The organism is Desulfuromonadaceae bacterium (assembly GCA_019429445.1).
Classification (GTDB): domain Bacteria; phylum Desulfobacterota; class Desulfuromonadia; order Desulfuromonadales; family JAHYIW01; genus JAHYIW01.
Map to the genome: position 1 here is coordinate 62,416 of JAHYIW010000011.1, position 21,225 is coordinate 83,640.

18 protein-coding genes are annotated in these 21,225 nt (G+C 59.1%); 2 read left to right on the top strand and 16 right to left on the bottom strand.

Going from position 1 to position 21,225, the window contains the following annotated elements; genetic code table 11:
• Positions 1-163: 163 nt before the first annotated feature.
• The 9 genes from K0A93_05935 to K0A93_05975 form a co-directional block, all read right to left on the bottom strand.
• On the bottom strand, positions 164-3,277 hold the full coding sequence (locus tag K0A93_05935) for an efflux RND transporter permease subunit (GenBank protein ID MBW6511645.1): 3,114 nt from the start codon (positions 3,275-3,277) through the stop codon (positions 164-166).
• Positions 3,274-4,542: an efflux RND transporter periplasmic adaptor subunit gene (locus tag K0A93_05940; GenBank protein ID MBW6511646.1), complete on the bottom strand. Its 1,269-nt coding sequence runs from the start codon at positions 4,540-4,542 to the stop codon at positions 3,274-3,276. Before K0A93_05940 ends, K0A93_05935 begins: the two co-directional genes overlap by 4 nt.
• Before the next feature lie 10 nt (positions 4,543-4,552).
• Positions 4,553-5,914, bottom strand: coding sequence for a TolC family protein (locus K0A93_05945; protein ID MBW6511647.1), 1,362 nt, complete (start codon positions 5,912-5,914; stop codon positions 4,553-4,555).
• A gap of 190 nt (positions 5,915-6,104) precedes the next feature.
• Positions 6,105-7,118: a hydrogenase expression/formation protein HypE gene (gene hypE / locus K0A93_05950; protein MBW6511648.1), complete on the bottom strand. Its 1,014-nt coding sequence runs from the start codon at positions 7,116-7,118 to the stop codon at positions 6,105-6,107.
• Between the two features lie 80 nt (positions 7,119-7,198).
• Complete coding sequence (gene hypD / locus K0A93_05955; protein ID MBW6511649.1) at positions 7,199-8,293, bottom strand: hydrogenase formation protein HypD; 1,095 nt, start codon at positions 8,291-8,293, stop codon at positions 7,199-7,201.
• Positions 8,290-8,520 (bottom strand): HypC/HybG/HupF family hydrogenase formation chaperone, encoded by a 231-nt coding sequence (locus tag K0A93_05960; protein MBW6511650.1) that lies wholly within the window; start codon positions 8,518-8,520, stop codon positions 8,290-8,292. The genes hypD and K0A93_05960 overlap by 4 nt, the downstream gene beginning before the upstream one ends.
• 57 nt (positions 8,521-8,577) lie before the next feature.
• The gene (gene hypB, locus K0A93_05965) at positions 8,578-9,342 is read right to left on the bottom strand and encodes a hydrogenase nickel incorporation protein HypB (GenBank protein ID MBW6511651.1); all 765 of its coding nucleotides are present in this window, start codon (positions 9,340-9,342) and stop codon (positions 8,578-8,580) included.
• Positions 9,343-9,684: a hydrogenase maturation nickel metallochaperone HypA gene (hypA, locus tag K0A93_05970; protein ID MBW6511652.1), complete on the bottom strand. Its 342-nt coding sequence runs from the start codon at positions 9,682-9,684 to the stop codon at positions 9,343-9,345. It abuts the gene before it with no gap.
• Between the two features lie 104 nt (positions 9,685-9,788).
• Positions 9,789-10,760: a thiamine biosynthesis protein gene (locus tag K0A93_05975; GenBank protein ID MBW6511653.1), complete on the bottom strand. Its 972-nt coding sequence runs from the start codon at positions 10,758-10,760 to the stop codon at positions 9,789-9,791.
• Between the two features lie 197 nt (positions 10,761-10,957).
• On the opposite strand from K0A93_05975, the gene moaA reads away from it, so the two are divergent.
• Together moaA and K0A93_05985 are read left to right on the top strand one after the other, a co-directional pair.
• The gene (gene moaA / locus K0A93_05980; protein ID MBW6511654.1) at positions 10,958-11,938 is read left to right on the top strand and encodes a GTP 3',8-cyclase MoaA; all 981 of its coding nucleotides are present in this window, start codon (positions 10,958-10,960) and stop codon (positions 11,936-11,938) included.
• 114 nt (positions 11,939-12,052) lie between these two features.
• Positions 12,053-13,753 carry a cation:proton antiporter gene (locus tag K0A93_05985; GenBank protein ID MBW6511655.1) on the top strand — a complete coding sequence of 567 codons (1,701 nt, stop codon included), beginning with the start codon at positions 12,053-12,055 and terminating at the stop codon, positions 13,751-13,753.
• A gap of 1,013 nt (positions 13,754-14,766) precedes the next feature.
• Here the strand turns inward: K0A93_05985 and K0A93_05990 are convergent.
• The 7 genes from K0A93_05990 to K0A93_06020 form a co-directional block, all read right to left on the bottom strand.
• Entirely contained in the window at positions 14,767-16,134 is a 1,368-nt protein-coding gene (locus K0A93_05990) for a sigma-54 dependent transcriptional regulator (GenBank protein MBW6511656.1), read from the bottom strand.
• On the bottom strand, positions 16,131-17,609 hold the full coding sequence (locus K0A93_05995; protein MBW6511657.1) for a HAMP domain-containing protein: 1,479 nt from the start codon (positions 17,607-17,609) through the stop codon (positions 16,131-16,133). The genes K0A93_05990 and K0A93_05995 overlap by 4 nt, the downstream gene beginning before the upstream one ends.
• A gap of 227 nt (positions 17,610-17,836) precedes the next feature.
• A complete protein-coding gene (locus tag K0A93_06000; GenBank protein MBW6511658.1) occupies positions 17,837-18,406 on the bottom strand; it encodes an isochorismatase family protein in 570 nt (189 codons plus the stop codon).
• A 91-nt stretch (positions 18,407-18,497) separates the two neighbouring features.
• The gene (locus tag K0A93_06005; GenBank protein ID MBW6511659.1) at positions 18,498-19,019 is read right to left on the bottom strand and encodes a thermonuclease family protein; all 522 of its coding nucleotides are present in this window, start codon (positions 19,017-19,019) and stop codon (positions 18,498-18,500) included.
• Positions 19,016-19,441, bottom strand: a complete 426-nt coding sequence (locus K0A93_06010; GenBank protein MBW6511660.1) for a hypothetical protein — start codon at positions 19,439-19,441, stop codon at positions 19,016-19,018. The genes K0A93_06005 and K0A93_06010 overlap by 4 nt, the downstream gene beginning before the upstream one ends.
• Positions 19,442-19,478: 37 nt before the next feature.
• On the bottom strand, positions 19,479-20,288 hold the full coding sequence (gene larE / locus K0A93_06015) for an ATP-dependent sacrificial sulfur transferase LarE (GenBank protein ID MBW6511661.1): 810 nt from the start codon (positions 20,286-20,288) through the stop codon (positions 19,479-19,481).
• A gap of 17 nt (positions 20,289-20,305) precedes the next feature.
• A complete protein-coding gene (locus tag K0A93_06020) occupies positions 20,306-20,770 on the bottom strand; it encodes an Rrf2 family transcriptional regulator (GenBank protein MBW6511662.1) in 465 nt (154 codons plus the stop codon).
• Positions 20,771-21,225 lie beyond the last annotated feature (455 nt).

Consider the following 21,225-nt stretch of genomic DNA (forward strand, 5'->3'; position numbering starts at 1 on the left):
GAGCTTGGCTTGCCGAATCTACCGTTTGCCAGCACCCGGTAACGGCGACAAATTCGGTTGCGGATGTGTGGCTGTAGTCCACCAGGTCTCAGACACAAAAACGGCCCACCGCGAAATCAGGATGGGCCGCTCCGCAAGCACCTGAAAATCATCGATCTCATGCTCAGTGCTCTGTGCCGGGCTTTTCCGCAAAAAACTTGCCGCGAAAATCCTCAATTACCATATACAACGACGGCACCAGCACCAGGGTGATCAGGGTCGCGAAGACGATGCCGAAACCGAGCGATAACGCCATCGGAATCAGAAAACGCGCCTGACGCGAGGTCTCGAAGATCATCGGTGACAGACCGCCGAAGGTGGTCAGGGTGGTGAGAATGATCGGCCGGAAACGCCGCACTCCGGCGGCGTGGATCGCCGTGTGGGAATCGATCCCGGCGAGACGCTGGCGATTGGCATAATCGATCAGTACCAGCGAGTCGTTGACCACCACCCCGGAGAGGGCGACAATCCCCATCATGCTGATCACGCTGAGGTTATAGGACATCAACAGGTGTCCGAAGACCGCGCCGACAATCCCGAAGGGGATCGCGATCATGACGATAATCGGCTGGATATAGCTGCGAAACGGAATGGCGAGCAGAAAGTAAATCCCCATCATCGCCAGAGCGAAGCCGGTGAAAAGGCTCGACATGCTTTCCCGCATCGTTGCCTGACGCCCCTGGTAGCCGTAGGTCAGCCCAGGGAAATCGCGCGCCAGTTGGGGCAGGATCGTTGCGTTGAGAACTGCCGTGACCTGGCTGACTTCGCCGATTGGCTCGACATCGGCGGTGACATTGAGCGTTCGTCGCGCATCACGCCGCTTGATTACGGTGTAGGCGCGGCCACGTTGCACAGCGGCGACTTCCACCAGCGGGACAAAGGTGCCGGTCGGGGTGCGTATGAGCAGATTTTCGACATCATATTCGCGTTGACGTTCCCTTTCCGGCAGACGCACCCGCACCGTGACTTCGTTGCGACCCCGTTGCTGGCGCAGTGCGACAGAACCGGTGAAGGCGTTGCGGATCTGGCGCGCCACCTCGCTGGAGGTCAGCCCAAGGGCCCGCCCGGCGGGAGTGATACTGAAATCGAGTTGCTCCTTGCCGGAGGTTGAACCATCATTAATATCCTTGACGTTGGGGAATTCTTCCAGCCGTTCGGCCAGGGCAAGCGCAGCGCGTTCAATCGTCGCGACATCGCGATGTGAAAGTTCAACGGTCAGCGCGGCCCCCGAGCCGGGGCCGCCGCGATCCGATTCAAAGCGCAGCGACTGGAGTCCAGGCAGCGTCCCGACGCCCTTGCGCCATGCTGTGGTCACCTCACGGGTCGACAGCGGGCGGACCTCGGGGGGGGGAAGATAGGCGACGATTTCGACCTGATTCTCATCGACCTGGGCACGGATCCCTTCAACCAGATCTTCTCCGCCATGCTCCCGCGCGACCTCCTGAATAGCGGTTACCAGCGTGTCACGAACCGCCAGCAGCGTGGCGAGCGGACTGCCGACCGGTAATACCGCGGTGACGACGGCGCTGTCCGCTTCGACACGTGGCATCAGAATCAGCCCGATGTGGCCGCCACGCACGTAGCCGACGACACCGATAAACAGCGCAAAACCGAGCGCTATGGTGATCCCGCGGTGACGCAGACAACGATCAAGAAAGGGGGCATAGACCCCCTCGATAAAGCGCGCCACCAAACGGGTGAACGCCTGTTGGCGGTCGTGCAGCCAGCCGCTCAGGCGGGTCAGCGGCTGACTGCTGGTGTGGGCCAGGTGTGCGGGAAGAATCAGCAGCGATTCAACCCACGAAATCAGAAAGACGGTGACGACCACCAGCGGAATGACCTTCCAGATTTTTCCCATCGTTCCGGGGATCATCGCCAGTGGCAGAAAGGCGAGGATATTAGTGAGAATACTGAAGGTGATCGGCACCGCAACGTCGCGTGCGCCGCGTATCGCCGCTTCGGCGAAATTCATCCCGCGTTGACGGTATTCGTAGATATTTTCACCGGCGACAATCGCATCGTCGACAACTATCCCGAGCGCAACGATGAAGGCGAACATCGAGATCATATTGATCGAAACCCCCATCAACGGCAGGAAGAGCAGACCACCGAGGAACGAGGTGGGGATGCCGATGGTGACCCAGAAGGCGAGCTTGAACTCCAGAAAAAGGCTGAGTACCACCAGTACCAGCAGCAAGCCAAAAAAAGCATTTTTCAGCAGCAATTCGAGCCGTTGCTTGTAGTAGGAGGAACGGTCGCTGCTGATCGCCCAATCGATCCCCGCAGGGAGGTCCGCCTCGATTTCAATCAGCGCGGCACGCACCGCGGCGGACACCCCGATCGGGGTCTGTGCGCCGATCCGGTAGATTTCGAGTGACAGGCTTGGTTGACCGTTGTAGGAGGTGACCCGGTTGGTGTCCTCAAACCCTTCGCTCACTGTGGCGATATCGCCAAGGTAGAGCATTCCGCCGCCGGGCGTGGTGATGATCGGAATGCGTGCGAATTCGACCGCCCAGTCGCGGCGATCCTTAACGCGCAACAGCAGATCTCCCGCGCGGGTTTCCACTTTCCCGCCGGGGAGTTCGGTGGCCGCGCTGCGCACGATACGGGCGACTTCATCGAGGGACAACTGGTGGGCGCGCAGGGTGTCGGCGGAGATGGCAACGGCAATTTCGTAGTCGCGGGCGCCGGACAATTCAACCTGGGTGATCCCCGCATCCTGCAACAGACGATCACGCACCTGTTCGGTGGTTTCGCGCAGTGCGGTGGCGGTCGCCGGTCCAAAAATCTGCACGGTAACCACCCGGCGGCGACGACTGAGAAGCGCTACCTGCGGATCCTCGGCATCTTCAGGGAAAGTGCTGATGCGATCGATCTGCTGCTGGATATCCTGATAAACTTTCTGTTGATCGGCGCCTTCCAGCAGTTCGGCGGTGACGACGCCGATCCCCTCGCCGGCGGTCGAGGTCAATTCCTTGACCCCTTCAACCCCGCGCACCGCCTCTTCAACCGCCAGCACGATCCCCTGCTCGACCTCCTCCGGGCTCGCGCCGCTGTAGGCGACACTCACCTGGACCATGTCGAGTTCAAAGTTGGGAAACACCTCCTGCTTGATCTGCGAGGTCATGAAGAATCCGCCGACGATCAGGAAGATCATCAGCAAGTTGGGGGTGACGCGGTTGTTGACCATCCACGCCAGCGGACCGCGTTGCCAGGCGTGCGGGGTGAGCTCGCTCATCGCCGCTGATCCCCGGCAGCTTGCTCTTCCCCGGTCGGAGCGGGTTGTCTGGCTGCTTCATCGGCGGTACGCAGAGCCATGCCCGCGACCGGCGCGGAAAGGCGCGAGGTAACAAGTTCTTCTCCGGCCACCAGACCGGTTTCGATCAGCACCTGGTCACGACCGCGAAAGACCGGTTGCAGCGGGCGGATTTCCAGTTTCCCGGCGGGGTCGCGCAGCCAGACCGTATTACCACCGCGCAGCCAGGCACGATCAAGCGCGGCGACCGCCGGAAGTTCCCGACCGTCGATGGTGAGCGTTACCCAGGAACCGAGCAATAGCGGCGGCTGGTTGGCATTGTCTGCGGTCAACGCCAACGGGTCGTTGACCTCAATCAGCAGCCGGGCCAGGCGCCCCCGTTCTTCGAGTTCGGGGAGCAAGCGCAAGACGTGTCCCCGGCGTTCAACCTGTTCCCCCCACGCGGAACTGGTGATATGGACCGTTGCCCCGGTTTGGGTCGCGTTGGGGGTATCGATCCATTGCAGTTGCGCGACCGGGAGGGTGGCCTCAATCCAGTAATGGTCTCTGTCAATCAGTGTCGCCAACGGCGTCGCGCTGGTGACCTGCGAACCGACATTAACCTGACGTGAGGCGATGATGCCGTTGAACGGGGCGGTGACGCGGGTCCGTTCAAGATTCAGCCGGGCTTGTTCCCGCGCTGCTTGCGCGCTGTCAAGCGCGGCCTGCAACGAGTGTAGCTGCGGTCGGCGCAGCATCAGCTCGATTTCAGCCTCACTGACAGCGCTGCCCAGCAATTCATATTCCTTTTGCGCGAGGAGCTGGTTGCCTTTTTCAAGTTGCAGCTCAGCCGTGGCCCGGGCGACATTATTTTCCTGTTGGGTGAGCGCCAGTTGATAATCACTGGCATCGAGCGTCAGGAGTGTGGCACCCCGTTGTACCTTCCCGCCGGGGAGCAGGTGCGCACTGATCGCGGTCACCGTGCCACTCACCCGAGGTCTGAGTTCGACCTGACGGGCTGCTTGCACCGTGCCGTTGGCGGTGAGGATGATTCGCTCAGCGGTGATCGCGACCGGGTGTGTTTCAACCAAGACCGCGTTGCGCACCGGCGCCCGCTTGCCGACTTTCGGTCCACTCTGCGCCAGCCACCAGGCGAGGAGGATGGCGAGCAGCAGAATCACCAGCGGCAGGAGCCATGACACGATTTTTTTCAGGCGGCTCGCTGTTGAGCGGACCGGGGGGGGAGTAAAATCATTCGACGCAGTCATAATGGGCAGACTACCTTTCACTTGTGTGGGTGACAACTGCGGACGGCCACCCGCCACTCAGAGCGCTGTAGAGGGTGATGCGATTGAGCAACAGGTCACGCTGCGCCTGAAGTTGAGTGCGTTGCAGGCGTTGCTGATCAAGCAAGGCACCCAGTACCCGCTGATAATCGGTGGCTCCGCGCAGATAGCGATCGCGCAAATTGTTGAGGACCGAGGTGGCATAGTGTCGCTGCCGATCGAGGCTGACAAGATACTGCTGGCGACGGTCCTCCGTGCTCAGTGCATCCTCAACTTCGCCAAGAGCGGTCAACGCGGCTTGTCGGTAGTTGTGCAGCGCGCCTTTGGCGAGCGCGGCGGTGCGCTCGACTTCCGCCCGCCGCCGCCCGCCGTCGACCAGCGGTCCCACCAGATTGGCGGCCAGGGTGGTGAGCCAGTTATCGAAAAGCGCACTGATGCTTGCTTCGCTGGAAGAGATTCGCGCGCTGAGACTCAAGCGTGGAAAACGATCGGCAATCGCCGCCGCGACGCGCTGGTCGGCGGCCTGAACAGCGGCAAGGGCGGCGCGCAGATCGGGCCGACGCTGGATCATTTCCAGGGGCAGCCCGGTTGCCGGGCGGGGCGGCAAGGGGGGAAATTCTGCCGCCGTGGAAAGCGCGAACAAGGTGGGCGGCTGCCCGCAGAGGATGGCCAGGCGGTGTACCAGGCGCTCAATCTCGGCGCTGACAAGTTCCCCTTCACCGCGGAGCGCCGCGATCAACTGTTGTTGCTGGAGCAGATCGGCAACGCCGGCCTTGCCGGTTCGGACGCGTACCAGCACCAGTTCCTCGATCTGCTGATTGGCGTCTAATTGCGCTTGTAACAACTCAAGCTGCCCCCGCTTTTCGATCAGCTGATACCAGGTCGACGCGACCTGCGTTGTGAGGGTCAGTGCCGCCGTTTGCAGATCGGCGGCGCTCGCCTGAACATCAAGTTCGGCGGCGGCGCGAGTGGCGGCAACCCGCCCCCACAAGTCAAGTTCATAAGCCGCATTCAGGCCGAGAGAATAGCTGGTGGTATCTGTTGCCGCGCCATCGGGGAGACTTCTGGTCCGCCTGCCTCCGCCCTCAAGCGTGAGTGTCGGCGAACGTTCCGCCCCTGCCTTGCGGGCGACGGCGGCGGCTTGTTGCAGCCGCTCCCAGGTGGCGCGCAATCCGGGGTTCTCGGTTAAGGCGAGGGCGATGAGTTGATTCAGCCGGGGGTCGGCAAAGGTTGTCCACCAGCGTTCCGGCGACTGCACTGCGCCGGAGGCGGAGAAGTGCGCGGGAAGAACGCCCTCCGGTTGGGTCGATTGCACCACCGGGGTACAGGCGCACAGCAACAGTGCCGTGAGCATCGCTGTAATCTGTCCGCGAGGGATTATGCCGGTTTTTTTGACGTGAAAATACACTCTTTAGCCCGTGATTGAGATTGAGAATAGCGTTGCGATGGGCCGATCATAACAGATTTTGTGGTCTCTGCATGTTAAGTCTTTTGGCGGCGCGGTAAAGTTTTGTAAAGAACAGGCAGGGCGCGCTGCTCCGACATCAGCAGATACGTGGCAGTTGCTCACCGGAGAGCATCTCGATTGAGCGCAGGCCGCCAATGGCGGTGCGTACCTTGACCCGACCGACCGAAGCGAGGGTGACCTCACCGATGATCGCGGCGCTTTTGCCGTAGGGGTGGTTGCGCATCACCGCCAGCGCCGCGTCCGCGGCGGTCGGGGCGACGAAGGCGAGCAACTTTCCTTCGTTGGCGACGAACAACGGGTCGAGACCGAGGATTGCACAGGCCCCGGTTACCGCTTTGCTGACCGGAACGGAGGTCTCATTGAGGGTAATATCGACCCCCGACTGGAGGGCGATTTCCTTGAGGGTGGTGGCAACGCCGCCGCGCGTCGGATCGCGCAGCACGTGCAGGTCGGCACCGACCGCTGTGAGCAGTTCGGCCACCAGTCCGTTAAGCGGCGCGCTGTCACTGTGAATATCACTGTCAAGCTCCAGCCCTTCGCGGCGGGCCAGCACCGCCATGCCGTGATCGCCGACCGGGCCGTTGATCAGGATCTGGTCGCCGATCTTCGCTCCGCTGCCGTTGATCGCGAAAGTGTGCTCGATGACGCCGATGCCGGAGGTATTGATAAAGATTTTGTCGGCCTTGCCGCGCGGCACGACCTTGGTATCGCCGGTGACAATCGCCACCCCGGCCTCTTCGGCAGCCGCCTTCATCGAAATCAGGATCGTGCGCAGGTCGCTGAGCGGCAAACCTTCTTCCAGAATCAGTCCGACACTCAACGCCAGCGGCCGGGCACCGACCATCGCCAGGTCGTTGACCGTGCCGTTAACGGCGAGATCGCCGATGTTGCCGCCGGGAAAGAAGAGCGGATCGACCACATAGGAGTCGGTGGTCATCGCCAGCCGACCCTTCGGTTGCGCAACGATTGCCGCGTCGTTCTGGTTTTGGGGGGTGTAGCCCGAGAGGGTCGGCACAATCAACTCGTCAAGCAGTTGATGGCTGAGTTTACCGCCACTACCGTGACCGAGGAGGATGATCTCTGATTTCATGAAGCGTACTCCTGTAACGATAATATTTCACCACGATAAGCACGGAGAAAGGATTTTTTTTCGTGAACTTCGTGGTGAAATTAATCAGTTCCGTATTTGTATTCAGCCGCGCAAGTCCCTTCACTCGACACCATGCAGGCACCGACCGGCTCTTCAGGGGTGCAGACAGTTCTGAACAGGGGACAGTCTTGCGGGGAGATTTTCCCCTTGAGGATTTCGCCGCATTGGCACCCCGGATGCTCTCGCGGCGCTTCAACCTCGACCGGCAGTTGAACCACCGCGTTGAAGGCGGCATACTCCGGGCGCATGCGCAAACCGCTGTCCGGGATGTCACCAATCCCGCGCCAGCGAGCGGCGCACGGCTCAAAGACCTGATAGAGGATGTCGCGGGCTTTCGGGTTTCCCTCCGGGTGCACCACGCGGCGATACTGGTTTTCGACCTGCATTTTTCCGCTGACGATCTGGCGGGCCAACATCAACACCCCTTGCAGCACGTCGAGCGGCTCAAAGCCGGTAATCACGGCGGCCACCTGATACTGATTGACCAGCGGGAGGTAGGCGTCGGAACCGATGATGGCACTGACATGGGCCGGACAGAGGTAGCCATCAACCTGAAGTTGCGGATCGCCGATCAGGGCGGCCATTGGCGCGGGCATCGTTTTGTGCGAACCGAGCACAAAGAAGTTTTTCAGCCCCTGCCGCGCGGCAGTGAGGATCGCCCCGGCGACGGTCGGGGTGGTGGTTTCGAAGCCGACGCCGAGGAAGACCACGTCCTGCGCACGATTTTTGGCCGCGATGGCGACGGCATCGAGGGGGGAATAGACGATCTTGATCGTTGCGCCACGGGCCTGCTCGCGCATCAAGCTGCTCGATGAACCGGGCACCCGGAGCATGTCGCCAAAGGTGGTGATGATGGTGTTGGGACGTCGCGCCAGGGCGACAGCATGGTCAACGTAATCGATCGGCGTGACGCAGACCGGACAGCCGGGACCGGAGATCAGCCGGATATTTTTCGGGAGCAGGGCGCGGATGCCGTGCTGGTAGATCGCCATGGTGTGGGTGCCGCAGACCTCCATCAGCGTCATCACCCCGGAGTGGTTCGCCACTGTGCGGCGGATCGCTTCAAGCTGGAGTGCGGCCAGTTCGGGGTCACGAAATTCGGTCGTGTAGTTCATTCCGGCAGCAACCCCTGGTCGAGGGCCCCGCGCAGCGCGTCAAGGGTCAGCTGTGCCTCTCCTTGATCGAGGCGTTCGATGGCGAACCCGGCATGGATCAGCACGTAGTCGCCGACCTTGACACCATCGATCATCATCAGACTCGCCTCGCGGCGGACACCATCGATTTCACACACGGCCATCTCATTGTCGATCTTGATCACTTGCATCGGTACGCCGAGGCACATGGCGGCTCCTGTCTTCGCTGCGGGTTGTGGTTGCGGTGCTCCCGGCGGGTCACCTTGCTACGGCTGCTGCTTCCTGGCCAGACCGGTGCGCAGCCACTGATACCAGGCGTCCATGCCATCGCCCTTGAGGCAGGAGACTTCGAGGATTTCGGCAGCGGGGTTGACCTGTCGGGCAAAGGTTTTACATGTTTCGATATCGAACGGCACGTAGGGGAGCAGATCGATCTTGTTGATCAGCAGCAGGTTCGCGGCCTGAAACATCTGTGGATATTTGAGCGGTTTGTCCTCCCCTTCGGTCACGGAGAGGACCGCGACTTTATGATCTTCGCCGAGGTCGAAGGAGGCCGGGCAGACCAGGTTGCCGACGTTCTCGATCATCAGGATGTCGGTCGTGGCAAGATCAAAATGGTCGGCACCGTGACCGACCATGTGGGCGTCGAGGTGACATCCCGCACCGGTATTGATCTGGTGCGCCGGAATGCCGGTGGCGGCGATACGGTCGGCATCGTTGCTGGTCTGTTGATCCCCTTCGAGGACGGCAAAGCTGATTTCATCTTGCAGGTCGCGCAGGGTGCGCTCAAGGATCGAGGTTTTGCCCGAACCGGGTGAACTTACCAGATTGAGGACGAACAGCCCCTGGGCGGCAAAGCGGGCGCGGTTGGCAGCGGCCAGCCGATCGTTTTTGGCGAGCAGATTTTCGCCGATGGAGAGCTTTCTGCCGCCGGGGGAGGGGCGCTGATCATGGGTGTGATCATGGGTGTGATCGTGGCGATGTTCATCGCTGTGGTGGTGGTGCTCGGCGCAGCCGCAATCGATACACATCTAGTCAATCTCCAGTTCTTTGACGCGTAATTCCTCCCCTTGCAGGCGCTCCAGGGACAGATTGCCACAGCCGGGGCAGGCGTAGGTCAGTTGATCGATCTGGTCTTCCCAGGCGCAGGCGGAACAGCGGGCACGACCGGGGATAAACTCGATAATCAGGCGCGCGCCGTCGAGGAGAGTCTCCTTGCTGCATGCTTCGAAGCAGAACTCCACGGCATCCGGAACCACCCCGGACAGGGCCCCGATCTCCACCGTCACGGAGAGCACCTGCGCGGCGTTTTCGGCGCGGGCGTGAGCCTGGGCAATCTCGATGATACTCTGGGTAATGCCGAGTTCGTGCACGTCATCCCTTTCCTGCCACCCTGCAATCGGGAGGGACAATATACCTTTATTGCCGGGAGGAAAGCAACCGTGATGGCGTCGCCATCCGCTCCAGTTTTTCAACCTTAGAGGAGCAGCCTGGCTGCCGCGTCACGCGCCAGGGGCGTCACTTCCAGCGGGCATTCCGTGGCGCCGCTCAGGTTGACCAGCAGGCGGGGTAAATCTTTCCCTTTGCCGTACGCGGCGACCAGTGCCGCACCGAGCTCCAGGTCGGCGGGCGTCGGCGCGCCGCTGATCAGCCCCAGTGGTCCGGCGACACCTGCGGCGCGCAACAGGATATGGTCGGGGCGGAGTTGCTGGTTGATTGCATCGTTATCGGCCTGATTGCGTCCGAGGGTCAGCTTGGAGGACGGCGAGAGGCGAAACTGACGACCGATCTTCAGCAGTTCAACGTCCGCCGGGGTGGCCTCCGGTTGATGCGCAAAGAGATCGCGCAAGCGGTCGGAAAAATGTTTTTCGGTCAGCAGGCACCCCCCTCCCGAGGCCGGATAGTCGGTCAGGCCCCACGCTTTGGCGCAGGCTTCCTGGGGGCGGCGGGAACGGCCCGAGATGTCGAGCAGCCGGGTGCGATCGACCAGCCCTTCTTCCTCCATGATCGTTTTTGGCAGCAAGAGTGCGCTTAACGGTCGCAGGATACACTCGGGATGTCCCGAATAGTTGGCGACTGAGCGCAGCGCGTTGGCGTTCTGGCTCATCGGGCGCTGACCGAGGACTTCACCGGAGAAGAGGAAGTCGAACCCCTCTTTGGCCATGATCTCCCCGGCCAGCCGAAACATCATCGCATGGCAGTCGATGCAGGGATTCATATTCTTGCCGTAGCCGTACTTCGGCTTTTTGACCATCTCCAGGTGAACCTCACTGATGTCATGCACCTTAAGCGGCACGCCGATTTTCTCTGCCGCCTTGCGGGCTTTGCCGGCACCGAAGAACGGGGTGACAAAGGCAATGCAGGTGACTTCAACCCCCTGCCGTTGCAAGGCCAGGGCGGCGAGGGTGCTGTCAAGCCCGCCGGATAAAAGACCTAGTGCTTTACTCATAAACATAATCCTTAAACTTTATTTATATGCTGTAGATTAATATTTTATACCACGGCGACGAACGCATTGGCAAATAGATTTCTGGCCCAGCAAGTGCAAATAGATAATTGCATTCATCCGCGGGCTCTGCGATAGTAGCGCCAGTTGCGCGCTCTCGCGTGAATAATTTACATTCACCTTCCCTGGGTGTTGAAACGATGAAAGACCAGTTTAATCGAACAATCGAATACCTGCGCTTGTCAATTACCGATCGCTGTAATCTGCGTTGCCGCTACTGCATGCCGGAAGAGGGTGTTGTCGAGGTTACGCACGGGACAATCTTGTCTTACGAGGAACTGCTGGCAGTCGCCGCCGCCGCCGCGCGGCTCGGTGTGCGGCAGATTCGCGTCACCGGCGGGGAGCCCCTGGTGCGGCGCGGGGTAATCGACTTCATTCGGCAGCTGGCGCAGCTTCCCGAACGTCCGGAAGTGACGATGACGACCAACGGCCTGCGGCTGGCGGAAGAGGTTGAGGCGTTGCGCGACGCCGGTCTCCAGCGGGTCAATGTCAGCCTCGATACCTTGCGTCCTGAACGGTTTATGCAGATTACCCGCCGCGACGGGCTGGAACAGGTTCTGGCGGGGATCCGAGCCGCCACCGTGGCAGGGCTTCCGGTCAAGATCAATATGGTGCCGATTGCTTCGGTCAATGATGACGAAATTCACGATTTCGCCCGGCTTGCCGAACATCATCCGTGGGATATCCGTTTTATCGAATACATGCCGTTCGGCCCCGAACTTGACTTTCCTCCGGAGTTGCGGGTACCCGCGGACGTCATCATTGCGCGGCTGCGTGAACTGGGCCCCCTTGAACCCCTGCGCAAAGATTCCGCTATTGTCGGCCCGGCACAACATTATCGCCTCCCCGGCTGGCGCGGGCGACTGGGCGTAATCCCGGCGGTGTCAAATCATTTCTGTGCCGCCTGCAACCGGTTGCGCATTACCGCCGACGGGCGGATCAAGCCGTGCCTGTTTGAAGGGGGAGAATACAACCTGAAACCAGCGTTACGACCGCAGATCGATCCCCTGGCAATCGAAAAATTGCTGCTCGGAGCGGCCTGCGCCAAGCCTGAAAGGCACCGCATCAACGAGGATGATTACCTGCCACCGACGCGGGGAATGCACGGCATCGGCGGCTGATCAGCGAGGAAAACGACGATTAAACGGGGGGTGAGGTTGATGCGGGACGCTGCCATTCGGCACCTGGAAATTACTGGTGAAGCGGAGCGTTGGCCTGCCTGAGAGGCAACTATTATGCACGGTATTCTTCCTGAAATAGGAATTTCAATTCTATCCGCTACGGCGCTGGGATTTATCTTTCAACTTTTTCGCCAGCCGGTCATCCTCGGATACCTTGTTGCCGGAGCGGTGATCGGCCCCGAGATCGGCCTCAAGCTCGTGTCCAATCCGACCGGGATTGAAGTCATTTCGGAGATCGGTCTTATCCTGCTGCTCTTCATTATCGGCCTGGAACTGAATCCTGCCAAGCTGCTCTCGTCGGGCCGCCAGTTGATCTATGCCGGGGGCGGCCAATTTATCTTCTCCGTCCTGCTGGGGATCGGGTTCTTCGCGCTGCTGGGATACAGTCTGGGCAACGGTCGCATCGAGGCCCTGTATCTGGCCATCTGCTGTTCGTTGAGCAGTACCGCCATTGTCGTCAAGCTGCTTTACGACAAGTTTGAAATCGATACCCTGCCCGGTCGCATCACCCTGGGCATCCTCATCTTTCAGGATATCTGGGCAATCCTGGTGCTGGCGCTGCAACCCCAATTTACCCATCCCCAGGTCTCCCTCGTGGTGCTGGCCCTGAGCAAAAGTGTGGCGCTGTTGGCAATCGGCTTTCTCCTCAGCAAGTATCTGCTCGGCTGGATTTTTGAAAAGATCTCGAAGACACCGGAAATGGTCGTGGCGATGTCCATCGCCTGGTGCGTCTGCATGGCGGGGATCGGGGGGTGGATCGGCCTTTCCATGGAAATCGGGGCGCTGATTGCCGGGGTGGCCATTTCGACTTTCCCCTACTCTGTGCATGTTACGGCGAAGGTTCTTCCGCTGCGCGATTTCTTTCTGACCCTCTTTTTTCTCTCCATCGGCATGAAGATCCCGGTCCCGGACCCGGCCATGCTGATCATGGCGATAGTCATCGTCCTTTTCGTCATCGCGTCGCGCTTCCTGACGATCTATCCGCTCCTCTCCCTGGCCGGTAGCGGCCGGCGAACCAGTTTCATTGCCAGCCTCAATCTCTCCCAGATCAGCGAATTCTCTCTGGTGGTGGCGGCGTTGGGGGTGCATTACGGGCATATTGAAGAGCGCATGTTGTCCCTGATCATTTACGCCATGGCTGTGACCTCGGTCCTTGCCACCTATTTCATCAACGGTAACCACCGGGCATACCTTGTTTTCGACCGTTTCCTTGAAAAAACCGGCTTCCCCTCCAAGGTCAAAGAGACGGTCATGGCGGACGCTACCCGTCATTACCCGATGGTACTCCTCGGCTATCATCGGGGGGCGCAAGCCTTTATCGACCAGCTTGAGATAACCGCTCCGGATCTGTTGCGAAAGATTCTGGTGATCGATTTCAATCTTGAGGTTCTGAAGGAGCTGAAGGACCGGAATATCAAGGGCGTGTTTGGCGATATCAGCAGCATGGACACCCTGGAGCATGCCCATGTCTCCTCCGCGACAATCATTCTTTCCACCATTCCCGATTCCCTGCTCAAGGGCACCAACAATCAATCCCTTGTCACGACTTGCCGCACCCTGGCACCGAATGCCGTTCTTGTCGCCACGGCAGATTCGGCGGAGATGATCGAAGTCCTGAAAACAAGCGGCGCCAACGAAGTACTCCTCCCCTATGCCCTGACCGGTGCTCACCTGGCGCGATTCGTTGACGCAACATTGCGGAGTCTTGAGGTTGACACGGAACGCCCGCTGGAGGAAGCCCTGGGGGCAATGTGAAGAGAAATTGAAAGGGGTTTTACTGTGAAGCTTCAAAGATTTGAGCCGCTTCTCACTGCGCGGTTGGGACAAAGTTACCGAAAATGGCCATTGATGATCATGCTCAACAAGATTTTCAAGATTCATCGCTATGGATGGGTGTAGTCCTCGTAAGAGGCTGAAATAAAGGCAAATAATAACGATGTCGGCTTTAAAAGCCGCTCTGGATGTGGCTCAATGGTTGTTGTTCCTGTTCAAAAGTGGATAAAGTGACAAGCCAAATCACACGAACTGAAAAATCCTCATTAATGCAGACCCGGTGGGTTGTGAGAGGTTTTTTCTACAGACTCGTTAGGCAACAAGGAAAAATTAGATGACCATCGTTTTCTGTAATATTCGATGGATGAATCACTACGACGGAATTCAAGGGGATTCCATCCAGCGTGGAGGTTCTCACAACAAGGATTCGGCAGGGCATGAAGTCTGCAATTTCACACCGTGAAATGGAAGAGTTTTTGGGTACGTACAACCTACTGGTCGCATTTCAGTGGAACGGCTAGGGGCGACGAAAGGTGCCGATCATGCAGATGGCGTAACCGTAGTTTGGACTGCTGGCCCGGATATGGGTGGCACTGCGATTGTTGGTTGGTACACAAATGCAACCGTATTTCGTGAGTTGCAGGCATTACTGAACCCCGGCAAGAAGCATCGAATTAATAATATTGCGGAGTATCGGATCGTTGCGTCGATAGAGAATACACCCCTGATTCCTGCTACGGAAAGGGATTTCCTGATCCCCAGGCGGGTAAAGGGTGGCATTGGATAAAGCAATGTTTGGTATGCAGATAAGCCGGAGAGCGCGGCCTTGGGTGTTATTTCCCTCGCCTTTATCCTGAGGGAGTTGAGACCAACCTTGATCAGCCCGTTCCGGGAATAGACCCGACAATGACCTTCGAGGGAGAGTAGAGAGCAGGTTTCAATTCCGAATCCCGCAACGTAACACCTGCTTCTCTTGCAATTTTCACACTGGAGCTTCATCCATCTTTCAACTTGCGATACAGAGTCTTGCGATCGACACCGAGGATTCGGGCCGCGAGGGTGCGGTTACCGCCGACCTGTTCGATGACCTGATCAATATAGCGCCGCTCTATCTCCGCCAGCGGCAGGAGGGCGAGGGGGTCGGAGTTGCCCCCCGCGAAGGGGCCAGCACCGGTCGGTTTTTGCAGCTGCTCGGGGAGATCTTCAACGGTGATTCGATCGTGGCTGGTGAGAGCCAGCGCCCGCTCGATAACGTTGCGCAGTTCACGCACATTTCCCGGCCACGGGTAGGACAACAACCGCGCGGCGGCGGGTTCTGAGATGCCGGTCACCGACTTGCCGAGGTGAGCGGAGAATTCTTTGACAAACTCCCGCGCCAGCAGCAGGATGTCATTTCCCCGCGCGCGAAGCGGCGGCAGGTCGATCTGAATAACGTTGAGCCGATAATAAAGATCTCCGCGAAAAGTCCCCGCCCTGACCGCTTCGGCCAGATCGCGATGACTGGCGGTAACAATCCGCACGTCACAATCGATTTCCTGATTGCCCCCCAGCGGACGCACCCGGCGCTGTTCCAGCACCCGCAGCAGTTTCGGCTGCAGAATCAGCGGCAGTTCGCCGATTTCGTCCAGCAACAGGGTGCCCCCCGACGCCTCGACAAAAAGTCCGGCCCGACTCTCACGCGCATCCGTAAACGCACCCCGCACGTGACCGAACAGTTCACTCTCCAGCAGGTTTTCGGGGAGTGCCGCGCAGTTGATCGTCACCAGCGGACCGTGACAACGGTGGCTCTGCCGGTGCAGGGCACGCGCAACCAGTTCCTTGCCGGTGCCACTTTCGCCACTGATCAGAATCGAGGTATCCAGGTTGGCCACCCGACTGATCTGCTCCCTGACCTTGTGCAGCGCCAGACTTTCCCCGGCCAACTCCCCCGGTGCCTGGTGCTGGCGAATCTGATTTTTGAGGAGATGAATTTTCTGTTGCTGTTGACGATGTTGCAGCGCCCGCTCCAGCGAAAAACCGAGCAAGTCGATATCGACCGGCTTGGTCACAAAATCGTAGGCGCCCGCGCGGAGCGCATCGATGGCGGTGGCGAGGGAACCAAACGCGGTCATGATCACAACCGGCAAGTCGGGGCGGTTGTGTTGCAGCTCGGCACACAGATCGATGCCACTTGCCCCGGGCAGATGATGATCGGTCAACACCAGATCAAACTCCTGACGATGGAGCAGTTCCCGCGCCGCCGGAACATTAAGCGCACTCCGCACCCGATAACCGCGCCGGGCGAGAGTCTCTTCGAGTAAGTCGCACAGCGCCGGATCGTCTTCGACGACCAGAATATACCCTTTTGCCCGCGTCTCGCTCATCCCACCTCTCCGCGTGCAAGCAGCGGCAGGCAGACGGTGAAGCAACTCCCCTGGCCAGGAGTGCTGTCAACCTCAATCCAGCCGCCATGTTCATCTGCGATCCCGTAAGCAATCGAGAGCCCCAGACCGGTTCCCTGCCCCACCTCTTTGGTGGTGAAAAAAGGCTCAAAGATATGGGGCAGATCCTCCGCAGCAATCCCCAGCCCCTGATCCTCAACCCGGATACAGCACCAGGGGCCGCTCTCCGCCCCCTTGGTATCCGGCGGCGCGCTCGTGCAATCCCCGTGCAACTGCAAGGTCAGCGCCCCTCCCTCCGGCATGGCCTGAATTGCGTTCATCGCCAGATTGAGGAGCACCTGTTGCAGCTGGCCGGGATCGGCGTTAACCGTCAGCTCCGCCGAAAAAGCCACCCAGCGTAAATCGACCCCCTGTTTGCGGGCGGTCGGCGCGAGCAGATCGACGACCCCCTTGATCAGTCGCCCGAGCTCCACCGGCTGCTTGCGCGCTTCGCCACGGCGGGCAAAGTCAAGCAACTGCCGCATGATGGTGGTCATTTTTTCGGTCTGTTCCCCGATAATCCGCGCGCAACGGGTGATCTCGTCCGGGGTGAGTTCCTGACTGGCGATCAACTTGGCGCGTCCGGAAATCACATTGAGGGGGGTGCCGAGTTCGTGTGCCATCCCGGCCGACAGGCGCCCGATGGTGGCGAGCCGTTCGGTGTGGCGCAACCGCTCCAACGCCTGCAGTTTGGCGGCGCTCGCGGCCTGCTCCGCGTCGCGGGCTTCGGCAAGTTGACTGCGCATGCGGTCGATGGTCCCGGCCAGGGTGGCGAGCTCGTCGCGCCCTGAAACGGTCACGGCGGTGGACAAGTCCCCGGCCCCGATCCGTTCGGCCTGTTCGGTCAGTTTCCGCACCGGACGCTTGATCCAGAGGCTGCCGAGGACGGTCATCAACAACAGCCCGGAGCCGAGGGTGGCCGCCATCATCAGCGCCGAACGACGCAGGCTCTCCTCGACGTAGCCGCGCAAATCGTCCAGCGATTCACTCAATTCAATCGCGCCAAGTCGGCCCTGCGTGGTCGTTACGGGGAGATAGGTGAGCAGATTATCATGGCCGTCCTCGGCCTCGATCAAGATTGAAACGGTTTGTCCCTGCCGCAACGCGCTCAAGCGGGCCGCGGAAATCCGCGGCACAAAACGACCGTCGCCCGGCCCGTCGATCCAGACCCAGCGGATTTCACGCGGGCCGCTGACCAGATTGGTGGAGTTCAAAAAACCGATTGCCGCTTGCTCCCCGCCAATCCGCCAGATTTCCGTTAACAATGCCCGGATGCTTGCGCCCATGTGACGTGCCTCACCACTCAGGCGCTCCTGCAACTGGGTTCGCTCGCGTTGCAGCGATAAATAGCTGTGCAGGGAAAAGATCAGCGCAACACCAAGCAGGATGGCAATCGTAATTTTCAGGGTCAGGCGCATCGCTTACTTAATCTCATCAATGATGCTCTCGCAAAAACTCACGGGATGGCTAAGCAAAAATTTCGTCCTCCAAGGCCTGGTGGTTTTTCAGGGGCGAAGGCCTACATCAGGCAGGTCGAGGTCCTGAAAAACCGGCGTAACGCAGTAGGGCGGACTTTTTGCGACGCCATCAACAATAAGGAAACCAGGAACCAACTATTCATTGGAGGGAGGTCAGCGGCTGGTCTTTAACGCTCCCGGATCAACTTTGAAATCACCTTGAACTCCGGCGTGCCGGCCACCTTCAGTAACTGAAAAGTGGCCGTTTCGGTGGTCGTCACCACGGCCCCCGCAGCAGCAGCCAACTGGAGTGCGTTGCTAAAATCGGTTTTGTTTCGCGAACAGATGGCGTCGCGCACCAGATGGACATGATAGCCAGCATCGAGCAACCCGAGGACCGTCTGGTAAACGCAGACATGCGCTTCCATGCCGACGATGAGCGGCCGGGTGCGGCCCAGGGATTTCATTCGCGACATAAAATCCGGCTCACCGCAGCAGCCGAAACTCATCTTTTCTACCACGCCGTCGGCACAGGCGGCGGCGAGTTCGAGAACCGTGTGCCCCAACCCTTTGGAGTACTGCTCGGTCGTTACGACCGGAATCTTCAACTCCGCCGCCACCTTGAGCAACAGCTCGATACTGGCGAGAATCCGCCGGTAAACCTTCTGATCCATCGCCGGAGTCAGCCGTTGCTGCACATCGACCACTACCAGCACCGCCTGTTCGCGATCAAGTTCGAATCTGTCAACTTTGTCCATCATCAATAACCTCCTGTGAGTAAAAAAAGGGAGCCATGCAGCGTGATGCCAACATCCTGCCGGGCGCGATAAACCGCTCCCCGCCTGTCCTCTATCCCCCGCCGGGGGAACGCTGCCAGAGCCCGACCCCGCGCTGCCGTGCCCCGGCTTCAACCGCCAGAAATTCATCTTTCAAGCGATACGAAAATTTGCGATACACACTCGCCAGCCCTTCCTCCAGAAGCAGCCGATTGAGCAACCGCCCGTCAGGCAAGTGAACGTAGGCCAGTAACCGTCCGTAACGATCCCTGCCATCACCGTCGCTGGTCAGCGTGACAACCTGCCCTTTTGCCAGGGTGATCGCCCGTCTTAACGCCAGCCGGGCGATCGCCCGCAAACGCTGCACGGTCACTCCCTGGCGCACATAATAATTATCGCGCGCCGAATCCTCACGCTCCGGGGTATCGATCCCGAGCAGCCGCACCTTGCCGATCCCGTCAACCTTGAGCGTGTCACCGTCATAAACCCAGGACACCCGACCGGAAAGCGGCTGGGCGTGAAGCGTTGCGCACCCCAGAAAAAAAAGGACCAGCAATAGCGCGCATAGGTGCAGGGGCAGGCGCAAAGGGCTCAATCTCGCCCCCAAAAAATCCAGGCGACAATCCCGGTAACCAGCCCCCAGAGTAAATTGTAGCCGATGATGAAGACCGGCGTCAGGGCACCGAGCTTCAGGCCGAGCAGGCCATGACCGGTCAGATACGGATAGATGTAGAGGAGTTGCACGCCAGAGGGGATCAGGCTGACCCACAGCCCTTTGCGAGCCCACCGTCGCCGGGAACGCACATGGCCAACCGTAAAGTAGTAGAGTAGCCCCCAAAGACCGCCCCAGACCGAGGTGGAGTAGAGGGTGTAAAGATCAAGCCGGGCGGATAATTTGACACTGGCCAGGGTGGTAACCCCCCATTCACTGCACAGCCAGGCCAATACAGCCACGGCGAGACCACCGGCAACGCCGGAAGTGAAGCAGACCGCAATCAATGAACGTGCATGGCGCATAATTTCCTATCCCGTCATTTTGGCGCAAAGTGTCTTTTCAGGGCACCGGCTCATTCATACTCCCGGTGCGGTAACCCTCCAGATCGAGCGCGACGTAGGTGAAACCCGCCGCCTTGAATTCAGCCAGCAGCAGCGCTCGAAAATCTTCGTCAAGAAAGCGTGAAAAATCTTCAACCGCAACCTCAATGCGTGCCGTTTCGTGATGGTAACGCACCCGGTAACTGTTGAATTTGTGCTTGCGCAGAAACGCCTCGCAACGACCGACCTGACGCAAACGCTCAGCCGTGATCTCAACGCCATACGGGAAGCGTGAGGACAAACAGGCGAAGGGTTGCTTGAACCAGGTGGGCAGACCGAGTTCGCGGCTGAGATAACGGATGTCATTTTTGGTCAGTTCCGCCTCAAGGAGCGGTGAGCGCACGTCAAGCTCAAGCGCCGCCTGGCGTCCGGGCCGATAATCGTCGAGATCGTCGAGGTTTGATCCATCGAGAATGAAATGGTAACCAAGCTCCTTCGCCTTGGCACCACAAATACTGAACAGCGCCAGCTTGCAATGATAACAGCGCATGCGGTCATTCCGGGCAAAACCGGGAATCTCCAGTTCGTTGCTTTCGACCACCTCCTGGCGCACCCCCATGTGCCTGGCCAGCTCGCGACTTTCTTCCAGCTCATATTCCGGATACGTCGGCGAACTCGCCGTCAACGCCAACACATTTTCCGTCCCCAGGGTATCGCGTGCAACCTTCAGCAAAAAAGTCGAATCCACGCCGCCGGAAAATGCCACCACCACAAATTTCAGCTCACGCAGAATATTTTTCAGTTTGGTGTATTTTTGCTGTAAAGCCATTCAACCAACCCCACTTATCAGATGTAATACATGAAACGATGATCAAGCTCTTTTTCAAGCCCCAGCTTTTTCCCCTCATCACACAGATCCTTGAGGGTGACCGATTCAAAGTAGTCTTCCAGCTTTTGACTCGCCTCTGCCCAGATCCGTTGGGTTACACACTGGTTGTCAAATTCGCACGACTCCGTGTCGTCCGTCTTCTTGTCGCTTTTGGTCAGGGTCATCGCCCCTTCCGCCGCCAGCACAATATCTCTAACACTGATTTCCTGAGGCTTTTTTGCCAGCGAATACCCCCCCTGAGGCCCACGGCGGCTGTTGAGCAGACCGGCTTTTTTCAGATCCTGAAAGATTTGTTCCAGATAGCGCGGCGAGATATTCTGCCGCCGCGAAATATCCTTGATCTGTGCCGGCAGCGTCCCGGAATGATAGGCCATGTCAAACAAAGCGCGTAAGCCGTAACGACTCTTGGTAGAAAATTTCATCGTTATTCCTCCAAATAAGGGAAGATTCATTATGCGAATGTTTATCTTATTCGTCAAGAATAACTTGGGGGAAACATAGAGGTTTTTGCGGGGTTTAAACGTGAGATATCCGAAGAAAGATATTAAATCCAGCGGTGAACGGCCTGCGCCATCCCGTGCCATTTTGGTGTGTTTGTCAACCAGCAAAAGACCCCCAACCAGGCACAACATCCTTTGTTGGAGCGGCTTTTCCCCTGTGGGAGCGGCTTCCCAGCCGCGAAGGGTATTCGATCAGCCACCAAAGGCTTCGCGGATGAAAGCCACTCCTACAACACAAAACACCCTCGACCTTTCCCTCTATGGGAGAGGCCTCCCCCCTGTGGGAGCGGCTTTCAGCCGCGAAGAGGGTTCCATCAGCCACCAAAGGCTTCGCGGCTGAAAGCCGCTCCTACAACTCAAAATACCCTCGACCTTTC

Bases quoted from the DNA above. Each gene is read 5' to 3' on its own strand.
- K0A93_05935 (MBW6511645.1), bottom strand. From the start codon at position 3,277: ATGAGCGAGCTCACCCCGCACGCCTGGCAACGCGGTCCGCTGGCGTGG.
- K0A93_05940 (MBW6511646.1), bottom strand. From the start codon at position 4,542: ATGACTGCGTCGAATGATTTTACTCCCCCCCCGGTCCGCTCAACAGCG.
- K0A93_05945 (MBW6511647.1), bottom strand. From the start codon at position 5,914: ATGCTCACGGCACTGTTGCTGTGCGCCTGTACCCCGGTGGTGCAATCG.
- hypE (MBW6511648.1), bottom strand. From the start codon at position 7,118: ATGAAATCAGAGATCATCCTCCTCGGTCACGGTAGTGGCGGTAAACTC.
- hypD (MBW6511649.1), bottom strand. From the start codon at position 8,293: ATGAACTACACGACCGAATTTCGTGACCCCGAACTGGCCGCACTCCAG.
- K0A93_05960 (MBW6511650.1), bottom strand. From the start codon at position 8,520: ATGTGCCTCGGCGTACCGATGCAAGTGATCAAGATCGACAATGAGATG.
- hypB (MBW6511651.1), bottom strand. From the start codon at position 9,342: ATGTGTATCGATTGCGGCTGCGCCGAGCACCACCACCACAGCGATGAA.
- K0A93_05975 (MBW6511653.1), bottom strand. From the start codon at position 10,760: ATGAGTAAAGCACTAGGTCTTTTATCCGGCGGGCTTGACAGCACCCTC.
- moaA (MBW6511654.1), top strand. From the start codon at position 10,958: ATGAAAGACCAGTTTAATCGAACAATCGAATACCTGCGCTTGTCAATT.
- K0A93_05985 (MBW6511655.1), top strand. From the start codon at position 12,053: ATGCACGGTATTCTTCCTGAAATAGGAATTTCAATTCTATCCGCTACG.
- K0A93_05990 (MBW6511656.1), bottom strand. From the start codon at position 16,134: ATGAGCGAGACGCGGGCAAAAGGGTATATTCTGGTCGTCGAAGACGAT.
- K0A93_05995 (MBW6511657.1), bottom strand. From the start codon at position 17,609: ATGCGCCTGACCCTGAAAATTACGATTGCCATCCTGCTTGGTGTTGCG.
- K0A93_06000 (MBW6511658.1), bottom strand. From the start codon at position 18,406: ATGGACAAAGTTGACAGATTCGAACTTGATCGCGAACAGGCGGTGCTG.
- K0A93_06010 (MBW6511660.1), bottom strand. From the start codon at position 19,441: ATGCGCCATGCACGTTCATTGATTGCGGTCTGCTTCACTTCCGGCGTT.
- larE (MBW6511661.1), bottom strand. From the start codon at position 20,288: ATGGCTTTACAGCAAAAATACACCAAACTGAAAAATATTCTGCGTGAG.
- K0A93_06020 (MBW6511662.1), bottom strand. From the start codon at position 20,770: ATGAAATTTTCTACCAAGAGTCGTTACGGCTTACGCGCTTTGTTTGAC.